The sequence below is a fragment of the Streptomyces sp. NPDC031225 genome, assembly GCF_055570355.1.
The window spans coordinates 189,914-205,048 of sequence record NZ_JBVIHJ010000019.1; the positions used below are offsets into that span (position 1 = coordinate 189,914).

Annotated in this window: 13 protein-coding genes; 9 read left to right on the forward strand and 4 right to left on the reverse strand. The window is 71.0% G+C overall.

Going from position 1 to position 15,135, the window contains the following annotated elements; all coding sequences use genetic code 11:
- Positions 1-8: 8 nt before the first annotated feature.
- The 6 genes from ACZ48Z_RS29935 to ACZ48Z_RS29960 all read left to right on the forward strand — a co-directional run bounded on the left by ACZ48Z_RS29935 (position 9) and on the right by ACZ48Z_RS29960 (position 6,664).
- A complete protein-coding gene (locus ACZ48Z_RS29935; protein ID WP_468738994.1) occupies positions 9-1,232 on the forward strand; it encodes a L,D-transpeptidase in 1,224 nt (407 codons plus the stop codon).
- A 162-nt stretch (positions 1,233-1,394) separates the two neighbouring features.
- Positions 1,395-2,645: a L,D-transpeptidase gene (locus tag ACZ48Z_RS29940; protein ID WP_468738995.1), complete on the forward strand. Its 1,251-nt coding sequence runs from the start codon at positions 1,395-1,397 to the stop codon at positions 2,643-2,645.
- Positions 2,646-2,888: 243 nt separating this feature from the next.
- Positions 2,889-3,656 (forward strand): enoyl-CoA hydratase/isomerase family protein, encoded by a 768-nt coding sequence (locus ACZ48Z_RS29945; RefSeq protein ID WP_468738996.1) that lies wholly within the window; start codon positions 2,889-2,891, stop codon positions 3,654-3,656.
- A 262-nt stretch (positions 3,657-3,918) separates the two neighbouring features.
- Complete coding sequence (locus ACZ48Z_RS29950) at positions 3,919-4,422, forward strand: ATP-binding protein (protein ID WP_468738997.1); 504 nt, start codon at positions 3,919-3,921, stop codon at positions 4,420-4,422.
- 200 nt (positions 4,423-4,622) lie between these two features.
- Positions 4,623-5,387, forward strand: a complete 765-nt coding sequence (locus ACZ48Z_RS29955; RefSeq protein WP_468738998.1) for a polysaccharide deacetylase family protein — start codon at positions 4,623-4,625, stop codon at positions 5,385-5,387.
- 74 nt (positions 5,388-5,461) lie between these two features.
- The gene (locus ACZ48Z_RS29960) at positions 5,462-6,664 is read left to right on the forward strand and encodes a YVTN family beta-propeller repeat protein (protein ID WP_468739013.1); all 1,203 of its coding nucleotides are present in this window, start codon (positions 5,462-5,464) and stop codon (positions 6,662-6,664) included.
- A 107-nt stretch (positions 6,665-6,771) separates the two neighbouring features.
- Here the strand turns inward: ACZ48Z_RS29960 and ACZ48Z_RS29965 are convergent, their stop codons facing one another.
- Positions 6,772-7,419 (reverse strand): GNAT family N-acetyltransferase, encoded by a 648-nt coding sequence (locus ACZ48Z_RS29965; RefSeq protein ID WP_468738999.1) that lies wholly within the window; start codon positions 7,417-7,419, stop codon positions 6,772-6,774.
- Positions 7,420-7,591: 172 nt separating this feature from the next.
- Between ACZ48Z_RS29965 and ACZ48Z_RS29970 the strand changes: the two genes are divergently transcribed.
- The gene (locus tag ACZ48Z_RS29970) at positions 7,592-7,804 is read left to right on the forward strand and encodes an EF-hand domain-containing protein (protein WP_468739000.1); all 213 of its coding nucleotides are present in this window, start codon (positions 7,592-7,594) and stop codon (positions 7,802-7,804) included.
- 237 nt (positions 7,805-8,041) lie between these two features.
- Positions 8,042-8,743 carry an NADPH-dependent F420 reductase gene (locus ACZ48Z_RS29975; RefSeq protein WP_468739014.1) on the forward strand — a complete coding sequence of 234 codons (702 nt, stop codon included), beginning with the start codon at positions 8,042-8,044 and terminating at the stop codon, positions 8,741-8,743.
- Between the two features lie 110 nt (positions 8,744-8,853).
- Here the strand turns inward: ACZ48Z_RS29975 and ACZ48Z_RS29980 are convergent, their stop codons facing one another.
- A complete protein-coding gene (locus tag ACZ48Z_RS29980) occupies positions 8,854-9,396 on the reverse strand; it encodes an MOSC domain-containing protein (RefSeq protein WP_468739001.1) in 543 nt (180 codons plus the stop codon).
- 80 nt (positions 9,397-9,476) lie between these two features.
- A complete protein-coding gene (locus ACZ48Z_RS29985) occupies positions 9,477-10,034 on the reverse strand; it encodes a glycoside hydrolase family 25 protein (protein WP_468739002.1) in 558 nt (185 codons plus the stop codon).
- Positions 10,035-10,671: 637 nt separating this feature from the next.
- Here ACZ48Z_RS29985 and ACZ48Z_RS29990 point away from each other — a divergent pair.
- A complete protein-coding gene (locus tag ACZ48Z_RS29990) occupies positions 10,672-13,518 on the forward strand; it encodes an ATP-binding protein (protein ID WP_468739003.1) in 2,847 nt (948 codons plus the stop codon).
- Positions 13,519-13,831: 313 nt separating this feature from the next.
- On the opposite strand, the gene ACZ48Z_RS29995 is transcribed toward ACZ48Z_RS29990, so the two are convergent.
- A complete protein-coding gene (locus ACZ48Z_RS29995; protein WP_468739004.1) occupies positions 13,832-15,007 on the reverse strand; it encodes a DUF6183 family protein in 1,176 nt (391 codons plus the stop codon).
- Positions 15,008-15,135: the final 128 nt, after the last annotated feature.

Sequence of the window (15,135 nt, forward strand, 5' to 3'; positions counted from 1 at the left end):
GAACGGGCGTGAAGCATCGACATGGGCGCGCTCGGCGCGCGGGGGTTGCTCTGGTGGCCGCAATGGCATGGGCAGGACTACTGGCCGGCTGCTCTTCGGACGGGGGTGGTGGGATCGGCGGGGTCGGGGGCTTCGGGAAACCCCCCGCGCCCGAGGACGTCATCCGGGTGGCCCCCGACGACGGCACCAAGGGCGTGCCGCCCGAGGAGAGACTGCGGGTCCGGGTGCCCAGCGGGCGCCTGGAGTCGGTCAGCGTCGTCAAGTCCCAGGACGCGCAGGACTCCCCGGTGCCGGGGCGCATCTCCGACGACGGCCTGCGCTGGGAACCCGACGAGGCACAGCTCGCGCTGGCCGCCAAGTACACGGTCGACGTCGTCGCCCTCGACGGCCACGGGCGCCGCTCGGCCCGGCACACGACCTTCACCACCTACGTCCCCGACAAGCGCTTCATCGGCTACGTCACCCCGGAGAACCGCTCCACCGTCGGCACCGGAATGATCGTCTCCCTGGAGTTCAACCGGGAGATCGAGGACCGCGCCGCCGTCGAACGCGCCGTACACGTCACCTCGAAGCCGGCCGTCGAGATCCGTCCCCACTGGTTCGGCGACGGCCGCCTCGACTTCCGCCCCGAGCACTACTGGCAGCCCGGCACGCGCGTGACGGTCGCGCTCAGGCTCCGTGACGTCGAAGGGGCGTCCGGGGTCTACGGCCTCCAGTACAGGACCTTCTCCTTCACCGTCGGCCGCAGCCAGGTCTCCCTCGTGGACGCCGCGGAACACACCATGCAGGTCCGGCGGGACGGCGAGCTGCTCGCCACCGTGCCGATCACCGCCGGCGGCCCGAAGACGACCACGTACAACGGCAAGATGGTCGTCAGCGAGATGCTCGAAGTGACCCGCATGAACAGCCGCACGGTCGGATTCGGCGGCGAGTACGACATCCCGGACGTCCCGCACGCCCTGCGCCTGACCGACTCGGGCACCTTCCTGCACGGCAACTACTGGGCGCCGGACGCCCCCGGCAGGGTCAATGTCAGCCACGGCTGTGTGGGTCTCAGGGATGTGAAGGGCGGCAGTTCGGACACGCCCGCGGGCTGGTTCTTCGACCGCAGTCTCATCGGTGACGTCGTCGAGGTCGTCCACAGCAATGACAAACAGGTCGCTCCCGACAATGGCCTCGGGGGCTGGAATATGAGCTGGAAGCAATGGAAGGCGGGCGGTGCGGGAAAGTAACCCGGCAGGGGGGTGGGTGGGTCCAACGTTCCGTTGAAGTTGGGACTGAACGGTGACCTTGGGCTCACACGATGCTCAAATCTCTCCGGTTAATATTCGCCAACGCGTGCGTAGAACGCGCGGGGGAGCGGGCCTGACCAGGCCCTTCGAGGGGAGAACGACTTGAACGTGCGACCGATATCGGGGGCGTCGGTTGACGCGCAAAGGCGCGGTGCCAAGGGGCTGTTGGCGCTGATACTCGGCGTTCTGCTGCTGGCCGTCACCGCATGTGGAGGCGGAAATTCCGGGTCCGGTTCTGGTTCCGGTGACGCCAAGGCGGAGCAGGGTGATTCTTCCGCCGCCGAGACCAAGCAGTCGGAGGCGGTCGTCTCCATCGCCCCGAAGGACGGCGCGAAGTCCGTCGACACCAGCGGCGTGCTGAAGGTCGGTGCCACGAAGGGCAAGCTGACCGAGGTCGAGGTCAAGGACAGCAAGGGTGCCGCGGTCTCGGGGGAGATAGCCGCCGACGGCGCCTCCTGGGCGCCGTCCGTCCACCTCGCCTCCGGCACCAGGTACCTGGTGCACGCGGTCGCGAAGGACTCCAAGGGCCGTACGGCGGCCGAGGACTCCAGCTTCACCACGCTGACCCCGAAGAACACCTTCACCGGCACGTTCACGCCGGAGGACGGCTCGACGGTCGGGGTCGGGATGCCGTTCTCCATCCGCTTCACCCGGGGGATCACCAGCCCCGCGGACGTCGAGAAGGCCATCACGGTCAAGACCTCACCCGCCGTCGACGTCGAGGGCCACTGGTTCGGCAACGACCGCCTGGACTTCCGTCCCGAGCAGTACTGGAAGGAAGGCACCAAGGTCACCGTCGACCTCAACCTCGACGGCGTCGAGGGCCGCTCCGGCGTCTACGGCAAGCAGGACAAGACGGTCTCCTTCACCGTCGGCCGCAACCAGGTCTCCGTCGTGGACGCCAAGAAGCACACGATGAAGGTCACCCAGGACGGCAAGACCATCAAGACCATCAAGGTCACCACCGGCAAGCCCGGCTACGACACCTGGAACGGCCAGATGGTCATCAGCGAGAAGCTCGCCGTGACCCGCATGAACGGTGAGACCGTCGGCTACGGCGGCGAGTACGACATCAAGGACGTCCCGCACGCCGAGCGCCTCACCGACTCCGGCACCTTCATCCACGGCAACTACTGGGGCGGCGACGCCTTCGGCAACTACAACGCCAGCCACGGCTGCGTGGGCCTGCGCGACGTCAAGGGCGGTTACGACGGCGACGCGCCGGCCGCCTGGTTCTTCAACCACTCGATGATCGGCGACGTGGTCGTCGTCAGGAACTCCGACGACGCGACGGTCGCCGCGGACAACGGCCTCAACGGCTGGAACATGTCGTGGGAGAAGTGGAAGGCGTAGTTCTTACGATTACGACGATCGGCGGCCCCGGTGCGAGGTACTGCACCGGGGCCGCCGCCGTTGGTCCCCGTGCTGTGTCTGTCTGGGGGCGGCCCCCGGAGCCCCGGCCGGATGTGAGCGACCGCACCGACCTGTCGCCGTTGGTCCCCGTGCTGTGTCTGTCTGGGGGCAACCCCCAGACCCCCGGCCGGATGTGAGCGACCGCACCGATCCGTCGCCGTTAGTCCCCGTTAACCTGCTGGCATGACCGTGAATCTCGAAGTCGTCGAAGGTGTCGGCACCATCCGTCTCGACCGCCCGCCCATGAACGCGCTGGACGTGGCCACCCAGGACCGGCTGAAGGAGCTCGCCGAGGAGGCGACCCGGCGCGAGGACGTGCGGGCCGTGATCGTGTACGGCGGGGAGAAGGTGTTCGCGGCCGGGGCGGACATCAAGGAGATGCAGAACATGGACCACAGCGCCATGGTCCTGCGCTCCCGTGCGCTTCAGGAGTCGTTCACGGCTGTGGCCCGCATCCCCAAGCCGGTCGTCGCGGCGATCACCGGCTACGCGCTCGGCGGCGGCTGCGAACTCGCGCTGTGCGCCGACTTCCGGATCGCCGCGGACAACGCCAAGCTGGGGCAGCCCGAGATCCTGCTCGGTCTGATCCCCGGCGCGGGAGGCACCCAGCGGCTGGCCCGGCTGGTCGGGCCGTCCAAGGCGAAGGACCTGATCTTCACGGGGCGCATGGTCAAGGCCGACGAGGCGCTGACGCTCGGCCTGGTGGACCGGGTCGTCCCCGCCGACGAGGTGTACACCGAGGCGCACGCCTGGGCGGCGAAGCTCGCGCAGGGACCGGCGATCGCGCTGCGCGCGGCGAAGGAGTCGATCGACACGGGCCTGGAGACCGACATCGAGACGGGTCTCGCGGTGGAACGGAACTGGTTCGCCGGTCTGTTCGCCACGGAGGACCGCGAGCGGGGTATGAAGAGCTTCGTCGACGAGGGCCCCGGTAAGGCGAAATTCCTCTGAACCGCTTGCAATTGACGCGATGTCTGATCCGGGTCCCTCGATGGGGCGGTTTATGGGAGCCTTAAGGAACCCTTAAGTCTGCCTTGTCGAGGGAGTCCGTCGATTGCCTCCGAGTGAGCATCCGCCGCAGGTCAGAGAGGCTGTTGACGGCATCGAAGTGCCGCTGGCATATGCCGATCGGCCTTCTCGGAGCGACGCATTCCGGGGGGCGTATTCGTCAGGAACGGCCCCGGAGGACGCCGCCTGCGGCCATGATGGGGGCATGGCGGGGCTGGAGGACTTCGAACAGCCGCGGGGAGACGGTCGTGCGACGACGGCGCGCTGGTCTCCGGCGGTCGAGGACGAGCACGCACTGAAGGCGCTCGAACTGTTCGGAAACCCCACGGAAGCGGAGGTTCCGCTGCCGTCCAGACCGGAGTCGGCAGCAGCCGCACGGCGGTTGACGCAGGTGATCGTTCTCCGTCAGTGGGGACTGACTCCCAAGATGACCGAGGATGCCGTCTTACTCGTGTCCGAACTCGTCGGGAACGCGGTCCGGCACACCGGGGCACGGGTTTTCGGGCTGCGGATGCGGCGGCGCCGGGGGTGGATCCGGATAGAGGTCCGTGACCCGTCGCGCGGACTGCCCTGTCTGATGCCGGTGCAGGAGATGGACATCAGCGGACGAGGGCTGTTCCTCGTGGACAAGCTCTCCGATCGCTGGGGTGTGGATCTGCTGCCGCGCGGAAAGACCACCTGGTTCGAGATGCGGGTGGCCGACAGGTAGTCGGTCGCCCCCACGCGGTCAACCGGTCAACTAGTCGGTCGCCCCCACGCGGTCAACCGGTCCACCGGTCAACGGGGAGGGGTTCGCGTCCGCGCGGCAGACGGGTACGCGTGCGCGTCCACGCGGCGGAGCCGCACAGGGATACAGACCCGCGCCCCTGAGTGGGTCAATCGGCCGATATCCGGGACGAGAGCCCTTAAATGGGGCGGGTGACCACGACCGACCGCCGCACAGCGCTGCGTGCCGGTGCGGGGCTTGTCGCCGGAGGTGCGTTCGCCGCCGGATGTTCCGCCACCGGCGCCGTCGCGCATCCCGCGCCCTCCAGCCGCCCGTCCGCCGCCCCTGGCCCTCGCCGCTATCCCGGCAGCCCCTCCCAGCTCACCCACGGACCCCGCACCCACCCCCGCGTCGCCCTCACCTTCCACGGCCAGGGCGACCCCGCCATCGCCCGCGCCCTGCTCGCCGAGGCCGAACGGCATCACGCCCGCGTCACCGTCCTCGCCGTCGGGACCTGGCTGGACGAGCACCCCGGCCTCGCCCGCCGCATCCTCGACGGCGGACACGACCTCGGCAACCACACCCTCCACCACGTCGACATCAACTCCCTGCCCGAAGCCGGGGCCCGGCAGGAGATCACCGGCTGCGCCGAACGGCTGCGGCGGCTCACCGGGTCGATCGGGACCTGGTTCCGGCCCTCCCGCACACCCACCGCCTCCCCCCTCGTCACGCGGGTGGCCCGGGAGGCCGGCTATCCGCACGTCCTCTCCTACGACGTCGACTCCCTCGACTTCACCTCGCCCGGCGCCGACGCCGTCGCCCGCAAGGTCCTCGCCGAGATCCGCGGAGGATCCGTGGTGAGCCTGCACTTCGGCTACGACGACACGGTCGCCGCCCTCCCCGTCGTACTGGAAGAACTCGACCGGCGCGGCCTGGCCGCGGTGACCACCACGGAGCTGTTCAGCTGATGCCCCCCACTCCGATGAAGCGCGACCTCGTGCAGCGCGACCTCGTGCAGCGCCACCTCGTGCAGCGCCACCTCATGCGGCGCAACCTCGTGAAGAGCGCCCTGATCGCGGGCGCCGCGTTCGTCGCCCTCGCCGCCTGCGGTACCGAGACCAGGCACGGGGCGAACGAGGACCACGGCACCAAGGCGGCCGCCCCCGCCCCGGTGAAACAGGTGAAACCCGTGAGACCGGTGAGGAAGCCGGTCCAGGGGCTGCCGGGGATGCCACCCGTGCTCGACCCGCACGACGTGTACGCGGCCGACCGCCCGAACAGGCTGTCACCGGTGGTCAAGGACTTCCCGTCCCGGGTGTACGTGCCCAACACCGAGTCCGACACGGTCTCCGTGATCGACCCGAAGACGTACGAGGTCATCGAGACGATCCGGGTTGGCCGCCAGCCCCAACACGTCGTGCCCTCCTGGGACATGAAGACGCTGTGGGTCAACAACGACCGCGGCCACACCCTCACCCCCATCGACCCGAGCACCGGGAGGGCGGGCAGACCGGTCGAGGTGCACGACCCGTACAACCTCTACTTCACGCCCAACGGCAAGTACGCCGTCGTGATGGCCTCCCTCGACCGTGAACTCGTCTTCCGCGACCCGCACACCATGAAGGCGATCAAGACCGAACCGGTCAGCTGCTACGGCGTCAACCACGCCGACTTCTCCCTGGACGGGAGGTACTTCATCGTGTCCTGCGAGTTCAGCGGCGAGCTGCTGAAGGTCGACACCGAGAAGATGAAGGTCATCGGGCAGCTGAAACTGCCCTTCCGCGGGGCCATGCCGCAGGACGTCAAGATCTCGCCGGACGGGAAGCGGTTCTACATCGCGGACATGATGGCCGACGGCATGTGGGTCCTGGACGGCGACAGGTTCACCGAGCCGACCCTGCTGCCCACAGGGAAGGGCACGCACGGCCTCTACATCAGCCGTGACTCCCGCGAGATGTACGTCTCCAACCGGGGTGAAGGGACCGTCTCCGTCTTCGACTTCACCCGGAACAGGCTCACCAAGAAGTGGCACCTGCCCGACGGCGGCAGCCCCGACATGGGCGGCGTCTCGGCCGACGGCAAGGTCCTGTGGCTGTCGGGCCGTTACAACTCCGAGGTGTACGCCATCGACACCCGCACCGGCGCCCAGCTGGCCCGCGTCAAGGTCGGCCGCGGTCCGCACGGACTCGCGGTGTACCCGCAGCCGGGACGCTACTCGCTGGGACACACCGGCATCTTCCGCTGACGTCAGGTCGGTTGACACGCCGCCACCGGGCAGTACGCCATCGAGGTCCGCCCGGTCGACGAGCGGACCAGGGCCGAGATCATGAGTGACTGCGAGAGCAGCCCGTCCTACGAGCTTGCCCGGGCGCTGAGCAGCACCGCCTCGGCGCCCACGGGCCGGTAGCCCGCCGCCTGGAACGCCCGCATGCTGCGGGCGTTCCCCGGGGTGACCTGTGCCCACAGCGGTTCCGCGACGAGGTGGCGTGCCGCGGTCACCAGGGTCCGGCCCAGGCCCCGGTGCCGGGTGTCCTCGTCGACCTCGACGGAGACCTCCAGACGGCCGGCGATCCCGCGGCCCGTCACCAGCACCCCGCCCTCCGTCGTCCAGGCGCGCACGTCGTCGCGGCGCCGCCGGGCGTACACGATCCGCGGATGCCCGGCGTTCTCGATCTCCTTCAGCGCGAGCGGCGGCTCACCCGGCAGCGGGTCGCCCACCAGCATCGCGTCGACCGTCTCGGACCTGCGGCCCGTCCGCGCGATGAAGGCGGCCAGGAACACCGGGTTCATCGTCGCGGCCAGCGGGTCGCAGTCCAGGCCCCGCAGCGTGGCGTGGACCCAGTCGGGGTCCTCGTCCGTGAAGACGACCGAGTGCGCCGTGAAGGCCAGGACTCCCGCGTCCCGGTCGCACATCTGCGGCACCACCGTCGTGCCGCCGTCCGCGGGCGGGAAGACACCCCGGGCCGCAGCGTCGAGAATGTCCCGCAAGGTCTCCGTCACGGCTCTCCTCGTGTCTGCGTCCTCCGGAAGGTCAACCCTCGCAGACCTGCGGGACTCCGCCAGGGGCGGCCCCCGGGTCCCGCCCGGCGGTCGATGCGCAGCACGCCGGGACGGGCGGTTAATCTGACCTCCGTCAGCAAGACGGCAAGGCACGAAGAAGAGGGGCGGATCGGTGGCGGACATCGAGGAAGCACGCAAGCAGTTCGACCGGATCGACGGGGACGGCGACGGCCTCATCACGCCCGCCGAGTTCAAGACCGCTCTCGCCCAGGGCGGCGACTGGAACGTCACCGAGTCGGTCGCCGAGGCGATCATCAAGAGCCGTGACCTGAACGGCGACAAGCTCCTGTCGTTCGACGAGTTCTGGGCGTTCCTGAACAAGTGAGGCCCGCGAAAGGGGCGCCCGTCCGACAGCGGAGGGGCGCCCCTTCGTCACGCCCGGCCACACAGCCGTACGGCCCAGCGGCCCTCGCGCCGCTCCAGGACCGGACCGTCGCAGGTGCCGGAGGCGAGCGCCGAGCCGGCTGAGCAAGGGGGATGTGCCCGCTCCGGCGCTGACCCCGAGGGCTTCACCCGAGTGCCGCGGTGTCGGAATAGGGCGCTCAGGGGCGAGGTTGTTGCGATACAAGCGTATGCGTGTGCAACAACCGAGGAAGGGTCTGTCATGAAGATCGGCATCATCGGCGCGGGCAACATCGGCGGCAACCTCACCCGGCGTCTCACCGCCCTCGGTCACGAGGTAGCCGTGGCCAACTCCCGTGGCCCGCAGACGCTCTCGGAACTGGCCGAGGAGACGGGCGCGACGCCGGTCACCGTCGAGGAGGCGGCGCGCGGTGCGGAGGTCGTGGTCGTCACGATCCCGCTCAAGGCGATCCCGGACCTCCCGTCGGATCTCCTCGCCGGGGCGTCCGAGGGGGTTGCCGTCATCGACACCGGCAACTACTACCCGCAGCGGGACGGCAGGATCGCGGCGATCCTGGACGAGGGCCTCACCGAGAGCCGCTGGACGGCACAGCACATCGGGCATCCGGTGATCAAGGCCTTCAACGGCACGTTCGCCCAGGACATCCTGGACCGCCCGCGCCCGGCCGGCGACCCCGAGCGCATCGCCCTTCCGGTCGCGGGCGACGACGGGCCGGCCAAGGACAAGGTGCGGTCCCTCATCGACGACCTCGGTTTCGACACCGCCGACGCGGGCGGCCTCGACGAGTCCTGGCGCCAGCAGCCGGACACGCCGGTGTACGGGCTGCGTGCCGGGGTCGAGGGGGTCACCAAGGCGCTGGCGGAGGCGAGCCGGGAGCGTACGGCGCAGTTCGGGGGATAGGGCACACGAGCGCGCGGCGGCGTCGACCGGACCCGGAGCGGGGGGAACGAGGAGCACCGCCTGCGCCCGACGCCCCCCCGGGGGCACGGCGCAGGCAGTCCGGCGTGCCCTCAGACGATGTCCAGTGGGTGATGCGGCCCGGCAGGCAGCTCGACGAGGACGGGGTCCCCGGGCCGCACCACGCCCCCGACCGCGACGACGCTCATGATCCCGGACCTGAACCGCGCCCGGCCGTCCTCGTCCCGCCCGACGACCTGCTTGAGCAGCCCTTTGCGGAACCCGTCGATCTGCGCACACGGGTTCCGCAGCCCGGTGACCTCGACGACGGCCGTCTCCCCGAGCCGCAACCGCGTACCCCGGGGCAGGGAGAGCAGATCGAGGCCCCGGGTGGTGACGTTCTCCCCGAGCTGTCCGGCCGTCACCTCGAAGCCGGCCCGCCGCACCTCCTCGAACAGCTCCTCGTGTATGAGGTGCACCTGGCGGAGATTGGGCTGCGAAGGATCCTTCGCCATCCGGAAACGGTGCTTCACCGTCGCCCCGCCGTGGACGTCCCCCTCCACCCCGAAACCGGCGAGCAGCGTGACGCTCTCCCGGTTCGGCTTGGTGAAGGAGTACGTCTCGTTCCTGCTGACCGCGGCAACCGTCCCACGCATGAAAGAAGCTCCCCACTCCTCCGCGACGAGCACTTCGCCGCAGGTCAGAGCCTATATGAGCGGTGGCCGTCGGGAAGGGGTCAGTCGATGGCCGCCCAGGTGCGCAGCGCCGCCTTGCTCGCGAAGTCGGCGACGTTCTTGTCCAGGGGGTCGTCGGTGTACTGGTGGAAGCGCCACTTGGCCTTGATGCGGGGCTTGCCCGCGGTGACGTAGTCGGCGATCCACAGACCGTCGCCGGCGTACGACGTCGTGTCGACCGTCAGCCAGTAGTTCCTGTTCGTGTAGAGGACGACCCGGTTGTTCGGGCGGAGCTGCTTCAGCTTGCGGATGAAGGCGTCCTTCTCCGCGTTGGACGCGTGGGTGCCCTCCCCGGTCGTCTCCCAGTCCACGGCGAGGATGTCACCCGCCTTCTCGGGGGCGTGCTTCACGAAGTACTCGGCCTGCGCGGTGAGGTTGCCGGGCCACAGGAAGTGGTAGAAGCCGACGACCAGGCCGGCGTCGCGGCCGTGCTTGGTCTGGGCCGAGAGTTTCGGGTTGACGTAGGAGCGCCCCTCCGTCGCCTTGACGAAGACGAAGGAGAGACCGTCCGTGTCGAACGACGAGGACTGGTAGGCGCTGACATCGATGCCGCGGAGCATGTGGGGGCTCCCTGAAGTCTGAGTGGGGGAAGGGAAGTCGATGATGCCCCACCCGCCCCGCCCGGGAACCTCAGTCGCGTGTGGTCACCAGTTCGACCCCCGCCTCCGGGCTCGCCGGCCGGCCGGACATGACGGGCCTCGCACGGTCCGCCGCCAGCGGGGACAGCGGTACGGCGGGCTCCCCACAGGGGGACCGGTGGAGTGGATTGCGGGGGACACGCCGTAAGCGTCCGTCATGATGAGGATGCAGTGGTTCGTCGGGTGGTCGGCCAGGCCCGTGCCCAGTTCGCCGGCGTGCTCGCCGGTGAAGGGGTTGTGCGCGGAGGTGCCCGGTCCGTCCCCGCCGGCGAAGAGGAGTGTGCGGTTCTCGACGGTCGCCTGGCACAGAGCCCTGCTGCGGTGGCGATCAGCATCTGTCCTCCCCGTGGTCCCCGGAAGCGTCCCGATGCGGCAACAGCCTTGTGCTGCCCGGCACTTGGCTGTTCCGCGTGCATCGGGTCCCGCCGACCGTGCTGTTGTGCAGGGCGGTTGCGTACTTTCTTCCGCTGAGATCGTGATCACGGACACTTCGCAGGCTGTCGGTGGCGTACGACAGGATGCACAGGGGGAATCACCTGGCGTGGAGGGATATGGGGGCATGCCGATGGAACGGACCCGGTTGATCGGCAGGGAGGCGGAACTCGGGCGGCTCGACCAGCTGTTGGCCGACCTGACGGGGGACGCGGCCGGCCGTCCGGCGGTGCTCGACGTGAGCGGTGAGGCCGGCATCGGCAAGAGCCGGCTGGTGCGTGAGCTGTGTCTGCGGGCGACGCGGCGCGGGATGACCGTGCTGCACGGCCGGGCGACGGAGTACGAACACCACATCCCGTTCCAGCCGTTCACCGACGCCTTCACCGACCTCGCCCCCGGCGTCGTGGAGTCCTTCCCGGCGGCCGCCGACGTCGCGCCGGTGCTCAGCGGCACTCCGCGCCGCGCGGACCGCTTCGGCCTGCACCGGGCCACCGCCGCCCTGCTGACTCACGCCGCGGCCGCCCCGCTGGTCGTCGTGCTGGACGACATGCACTGGGCGGACGACGCCTCCCTGGAACTCCTCGACCACCTCGTACGGCACCCCGTGCGCGCCCGCGTCCTGCTTGCCCTCGCCCGCCGCGACCGGCAGAGCCCGGCCCCGCTCGCCGCGACCCTCACCCGCGGCGCGGACACCGGCGCGGTACGGCGGACGGTTCTCGGGCCGCTCGGCGAACGGGAGTGCGTCGAGCTGGTCACCGCCGACCTGGCCCGCGACGAGGCCGTACGGCTCTACGCTGCGAGCGAGGGCAACCCGCTGTACCTGCTGACCCTGCTCCAGGCCCGCCGCGAGGGCGCATCGATCAGCCGGCTGTCCACCACCGGGCTCGACGCGCTGCTGCTCGACGAGCTGACCCCGCTGACGCCCGCACAGCTCAGGCTCGTCGAAGCGGTGGCCGTGCTGGGCGACCACGCCACCACCGCCCTGCTCGGCGCTGTCACCGGCCGTGGAGGGACCGAACTGGCCGCGGACCTGGGGGTGTTGACCCGTCGTGACCTGGTGCGTACCGGCGAGCACGGACGCCTCGCGCTGCGCCATCCCGTACTGCGCGGCCTCGTCCACGACCGAGCCGAACCCTGGCTGCGCACCGAGATCCACCGGCTGGCCGCCGCCGAACTCGCCAGGGCAGGCGCCCCGCCGGCCGAGCGGGCGCATCACGCCGAGCGGTCACTGTCCGGCTGGGACCCGCAGGCGGCGGCCGTACTGACCGAGGCCGCCGAACAGGCCCTCCACACCGCGCCCGCGAGCTGCGCGCACTGGCTGTCGGTGGTGCTCCGGCACCTTCCGCACACGCCGGAACACTCCTGCACGAGAGCCGAGTTGATGCTGCTGCGCGCCCGGGCGCTGAGCTCCTGCGGGCAACTCCGGGAGAGCCGCGACCTGTTGCACCAGGTGATCGCGCTGCCCGACCCGGGCGACGGGACCGGGTCCAGGGTGTCCGCCGTCGTGCTGTGCGCCGTCGTCGAACGCCATCTGGGGCGCTACACGGAGGCCGTGGCCCTGCTCCGCCGCGAGCTGGACCGCACCGACCCGGCGCCGTCGCCCGCCGACCGGGTGGCGCTGGGACTGGAACTGGGCTCCTCGGCGCCGCACGCCACCGCGTACCCGACGGTGCGCTCCACCGTGACACGCACCCTGGAGGTGGCCCGCTCCCTCGGGGACGAGGCGGGCGTCGCGGGTGCGCTGGCCGTCGGCGCGCTGGGAGAGGCGTACGAGGGGGACACGGCCGCGGCGGCCGACCTGGCCCGCCGGGCCGCCGACCTCGTGGACGCACTGCCGGACGGCGACCTCACCGGCCTGTGCGAACCGCTGGCCCGGCTCGGCTGGGCCGAGGCGTTCCTGGAGCGCTTCGCCGACGCCGAGCGGCACGCCGACCGGGGCCTGGCCGTGGCCCGCCGCACCGGACAGCTCCACCTCCTTCCTCATCTGCTGCTCTGCAAGGCACACGTGCGCATCCAGACCTGCCGGCTCACGTCGGCGTGCGAACTGGCCGACGAGGCCGAGGACATCGCCCGCGGTATCGGCAGCGACGAACTGCTCGCCTTCGTCCTCGGTACCAAGGCCCACGTCCTGGTGGACGCCTGCCCGCCCGGCGATCCACGGCCACTGTCCACCGCGGAGGAGGCGGTGACCGCGGCAGGACTGAGCACCGGCTGGTGGGCGTCCATCGCCTGGTGCACGCTCGGCTACGCGGCGCTCACCACCGGCGACCCGGCCCGTGCGAGAGACGCCATGATGCGCGCCGGCGGTCCCGGACTGCGGCGGCTGCAGCCGTCGATGCGTCCGCTGTTCCTGGAGATCCTCGTGACCGCCGCCGTCGCCACGGGCGACCTGGCCACGGCGAAGGAGTGGGCCGCGCGGGCCGGGGAGGAGGCCGACGGGCTCGACCTGCCCGTACAGCGCGCCTCGGCCATACGCAGTGCGGCGCACATCCACCTCGCCCTGGGAGATGGCCCGGCGGCGGCGGACCTGTTCATGGCGGCGGCCGACGAGAGCGCCCGCAGCGGAGCATCGTTCTGGGAGGCCTTCTCCCTGCTCCTCGGCGCGTCCCTGCCGGCGGCGGACCCGGACACCGCGCAGCGCGGAACGGCCGCCTGGCACCGTGGGCAGCGGATCGCCGTCGCCGGGGGCTGCGGGATGCTGACCGGGCTGGCCGAGGCGATCCGCCCCGCGGTGGCCGACGCCGCCGACGGCCCCGAACGGCGCCTCGCCGAACTCACCGCCCGTGAACGGGAGATCGCCGACCTCGTCACCGAGGGCCTCACCAGTCCGGCGATCGCCGACCGGCTGTGCCTGAGCCGCCGCACGGTCGAGACCCACGTCTCCCGGATCTACCGCAAGACCGGCGTCTCGTCGCGGGCCGCCCTCGCGGGACTGATGACCGGGCGGACCCCTGGGCCGCTGTTCGGCGCTTGAGCCTCGGGCGCGCGGCCGGACCGGGACACCGGAGGTCTCCTCACCGGTATCCGGGACGCACTCGGCGTACTGCCCCGGACGTGCCGCGACCCCGGCGGACCGGACTCGGGCCTGGGGCCGCCGGCACGGTGAACCGGCCGTGCGCATCGGGCCGTTGACGAAGCCTCGGGGACAAGCGCACCGACCGCGTCGGCGACAGCTGTCCTTCCCCGGACCGCCGCCTCCTGGGCCACCCGTGCGACGCGCCCGGCGGGACCGCCAGCGGGGTCACGACCCGTACGGTCGCCACCGGCGTCGACGGGTGCTGCTGGAGTCAGTCGGTGTCCGTGGCGGTGAGGACCGTGATCTCCTGCCCGCCCGGCAGCAAGGCGGCCACGGCGAGGTCCCAGGCCACGTGGTGGAACCAGTCCGACGAGGGTTCGGCGATGAACCAGTGGGCCTGTTCGACCAGCATGGCCGTGTGATCGACCGGCGCGTCCGGGGCGGCGCCGACCAGACCGCCGAGGGAGCGCCAGGCGGCGAGCCGCCCGTACGCGCCGAACATGCCGTTGCCGTAGGCGGGGCTGCGCACCGCCGCGGTGAGCAGCACCTGCAGCACCCTGTCGGAGCCGGCCGGGTACAGCGGGGCCCTGGTCTGTCCCGTCGGCCATGCGGTGAGGGGCAGCCGCTCGAAGACGGCTGCGAAGTCGTCCGGTGGGACGGGGGACCCACACCAGAACTCCTGCGCGGCGACCATGCCGTTGGATTCCTCGAGCCAGTGCCGCACCGCGGCGCTCATGGCCTCGGCCACCTCCGGCACGGTGATCTCCACCGGATCGACCGCGGCACTGTGCCGGCGCATCTCCGGCGAGACACGGAGTTCGGGTCGGTCGCTGTGCCTCTCCACCGCCGCCGGGGGCAGGGTCCACGTCCAGTCGTGCGGGGCGTGCGTCGGCCTGCGCAGCGCACGCTCCGCCGGCAGCAGGTGGAGCGGCAGGGACGCGAGCGGATGCTCCTGCGTCACGAGCGCTCCGCCGAAGGACCGCAGAGGGGAGTACTCCGTGACTGCGACGCCTTTGAGGACCAGTTCTTGCAGCAGACAGGCCTTGAACTCGTCCGACGATGCGGTGCCGAGCTGCTCGCCGTAGACGACCAGGACGATGTCCGAAGGCCGATGCCCCAGCGCCACCATCTGGGCAAGGCGCCGCTCAGCCCTGGTCTGGGCCGACTCCGCGGCCTGCAGACTGCTCGGCAGGCGCATCAGAGCGCGCAGGCTCTGTGGGCCCGCCGTGGTGGCAAGAGCCGTCTGCAACCGGTCGAGCAGAAAGACGTGTTCAGGTGACTCCTCGCCCTCCTGGGCCGCCCGCCGGGCGAGCTCCGCGCCCAGCAGCGCCGCCCACTCGAAGTCCTCGGACGACACCCGATGCCGGATCTCCTCGCCGAGCGCGGACGCAGCTGAGAAGCCGCTGTCCAGCTGTTCTCTGATCCGTCGGGTCATGTCGCTGTGCATGGTGGAATCTCTTTGCCTCATGCTCGTTGAGCCGGGGGGGGGGGGGGGGGGGGGGGGGGGGGGGGGGGGGGGGGGGGGGGGGGGGGGGGGGGGGGGGGGGGGGGGGGGGGGGGGGGGGGGGAGGGGGG

Coding starts and splice junctions, on each gene's coding strand:
- ACZ48Z_RS29945 (WP_468738996.1), top strand. CDS start 2,889: ATGACCGTGAATCTCGAAGTCGTCGAAGGTGTCGGCACCATCCGTCTC.
- ACZ48Z_RS29950 (WP_468738997.1), top strand. CDS start 3,919: ATGGCGGGGCTGGAGGACTTCGAACAGCCGCGGGGAGACGGTCGTGCG.
- ACZ48Z_RS29955 (WP_468738998.1), top strand. CDS start 4,623: ATGGGGCGGGTGACCACGACCGACCGCCGCACAGCGCTGCGTGCCGGT.
- ACZ48Z_RS29960 (WP_468739013.1), top strand. CDS start 5,462: ATGCGGCGCAACCTCGTGAAGAGCGCCCTGATCGCGGGCGCCGCGTTC.
- ACZ48Z_RS29980 (WP_468739001.1), bottom strand. CDS start 9,396: ATGCGTGGGACGGTTGCCGCGGTCAGCAGGAACGAGACGTACTCCTTC.
- ACZ48Z_RS29985 (WP_468739002.1), bottom strand. CDS start 10,034: ATGCTCCGCGGCATCGATGTCAGCGCCTACCAGTCCTCGTCGTTCGAC.
- ACZ48Z_RS29990 (WP_468739003.1), top strand. CDS start 10,672: ATGCCGATGGAACGGACCCGGTTGATCGGCAGGGAGGCGGAACTCGGG.
- ACZ48Z_RS29995 (WP_468739004.1), bottom strand. CDS start 15,007: ATGCACAGCGACATGACCCGACGGATCAGAGAACAGCTGGACAGCGGC.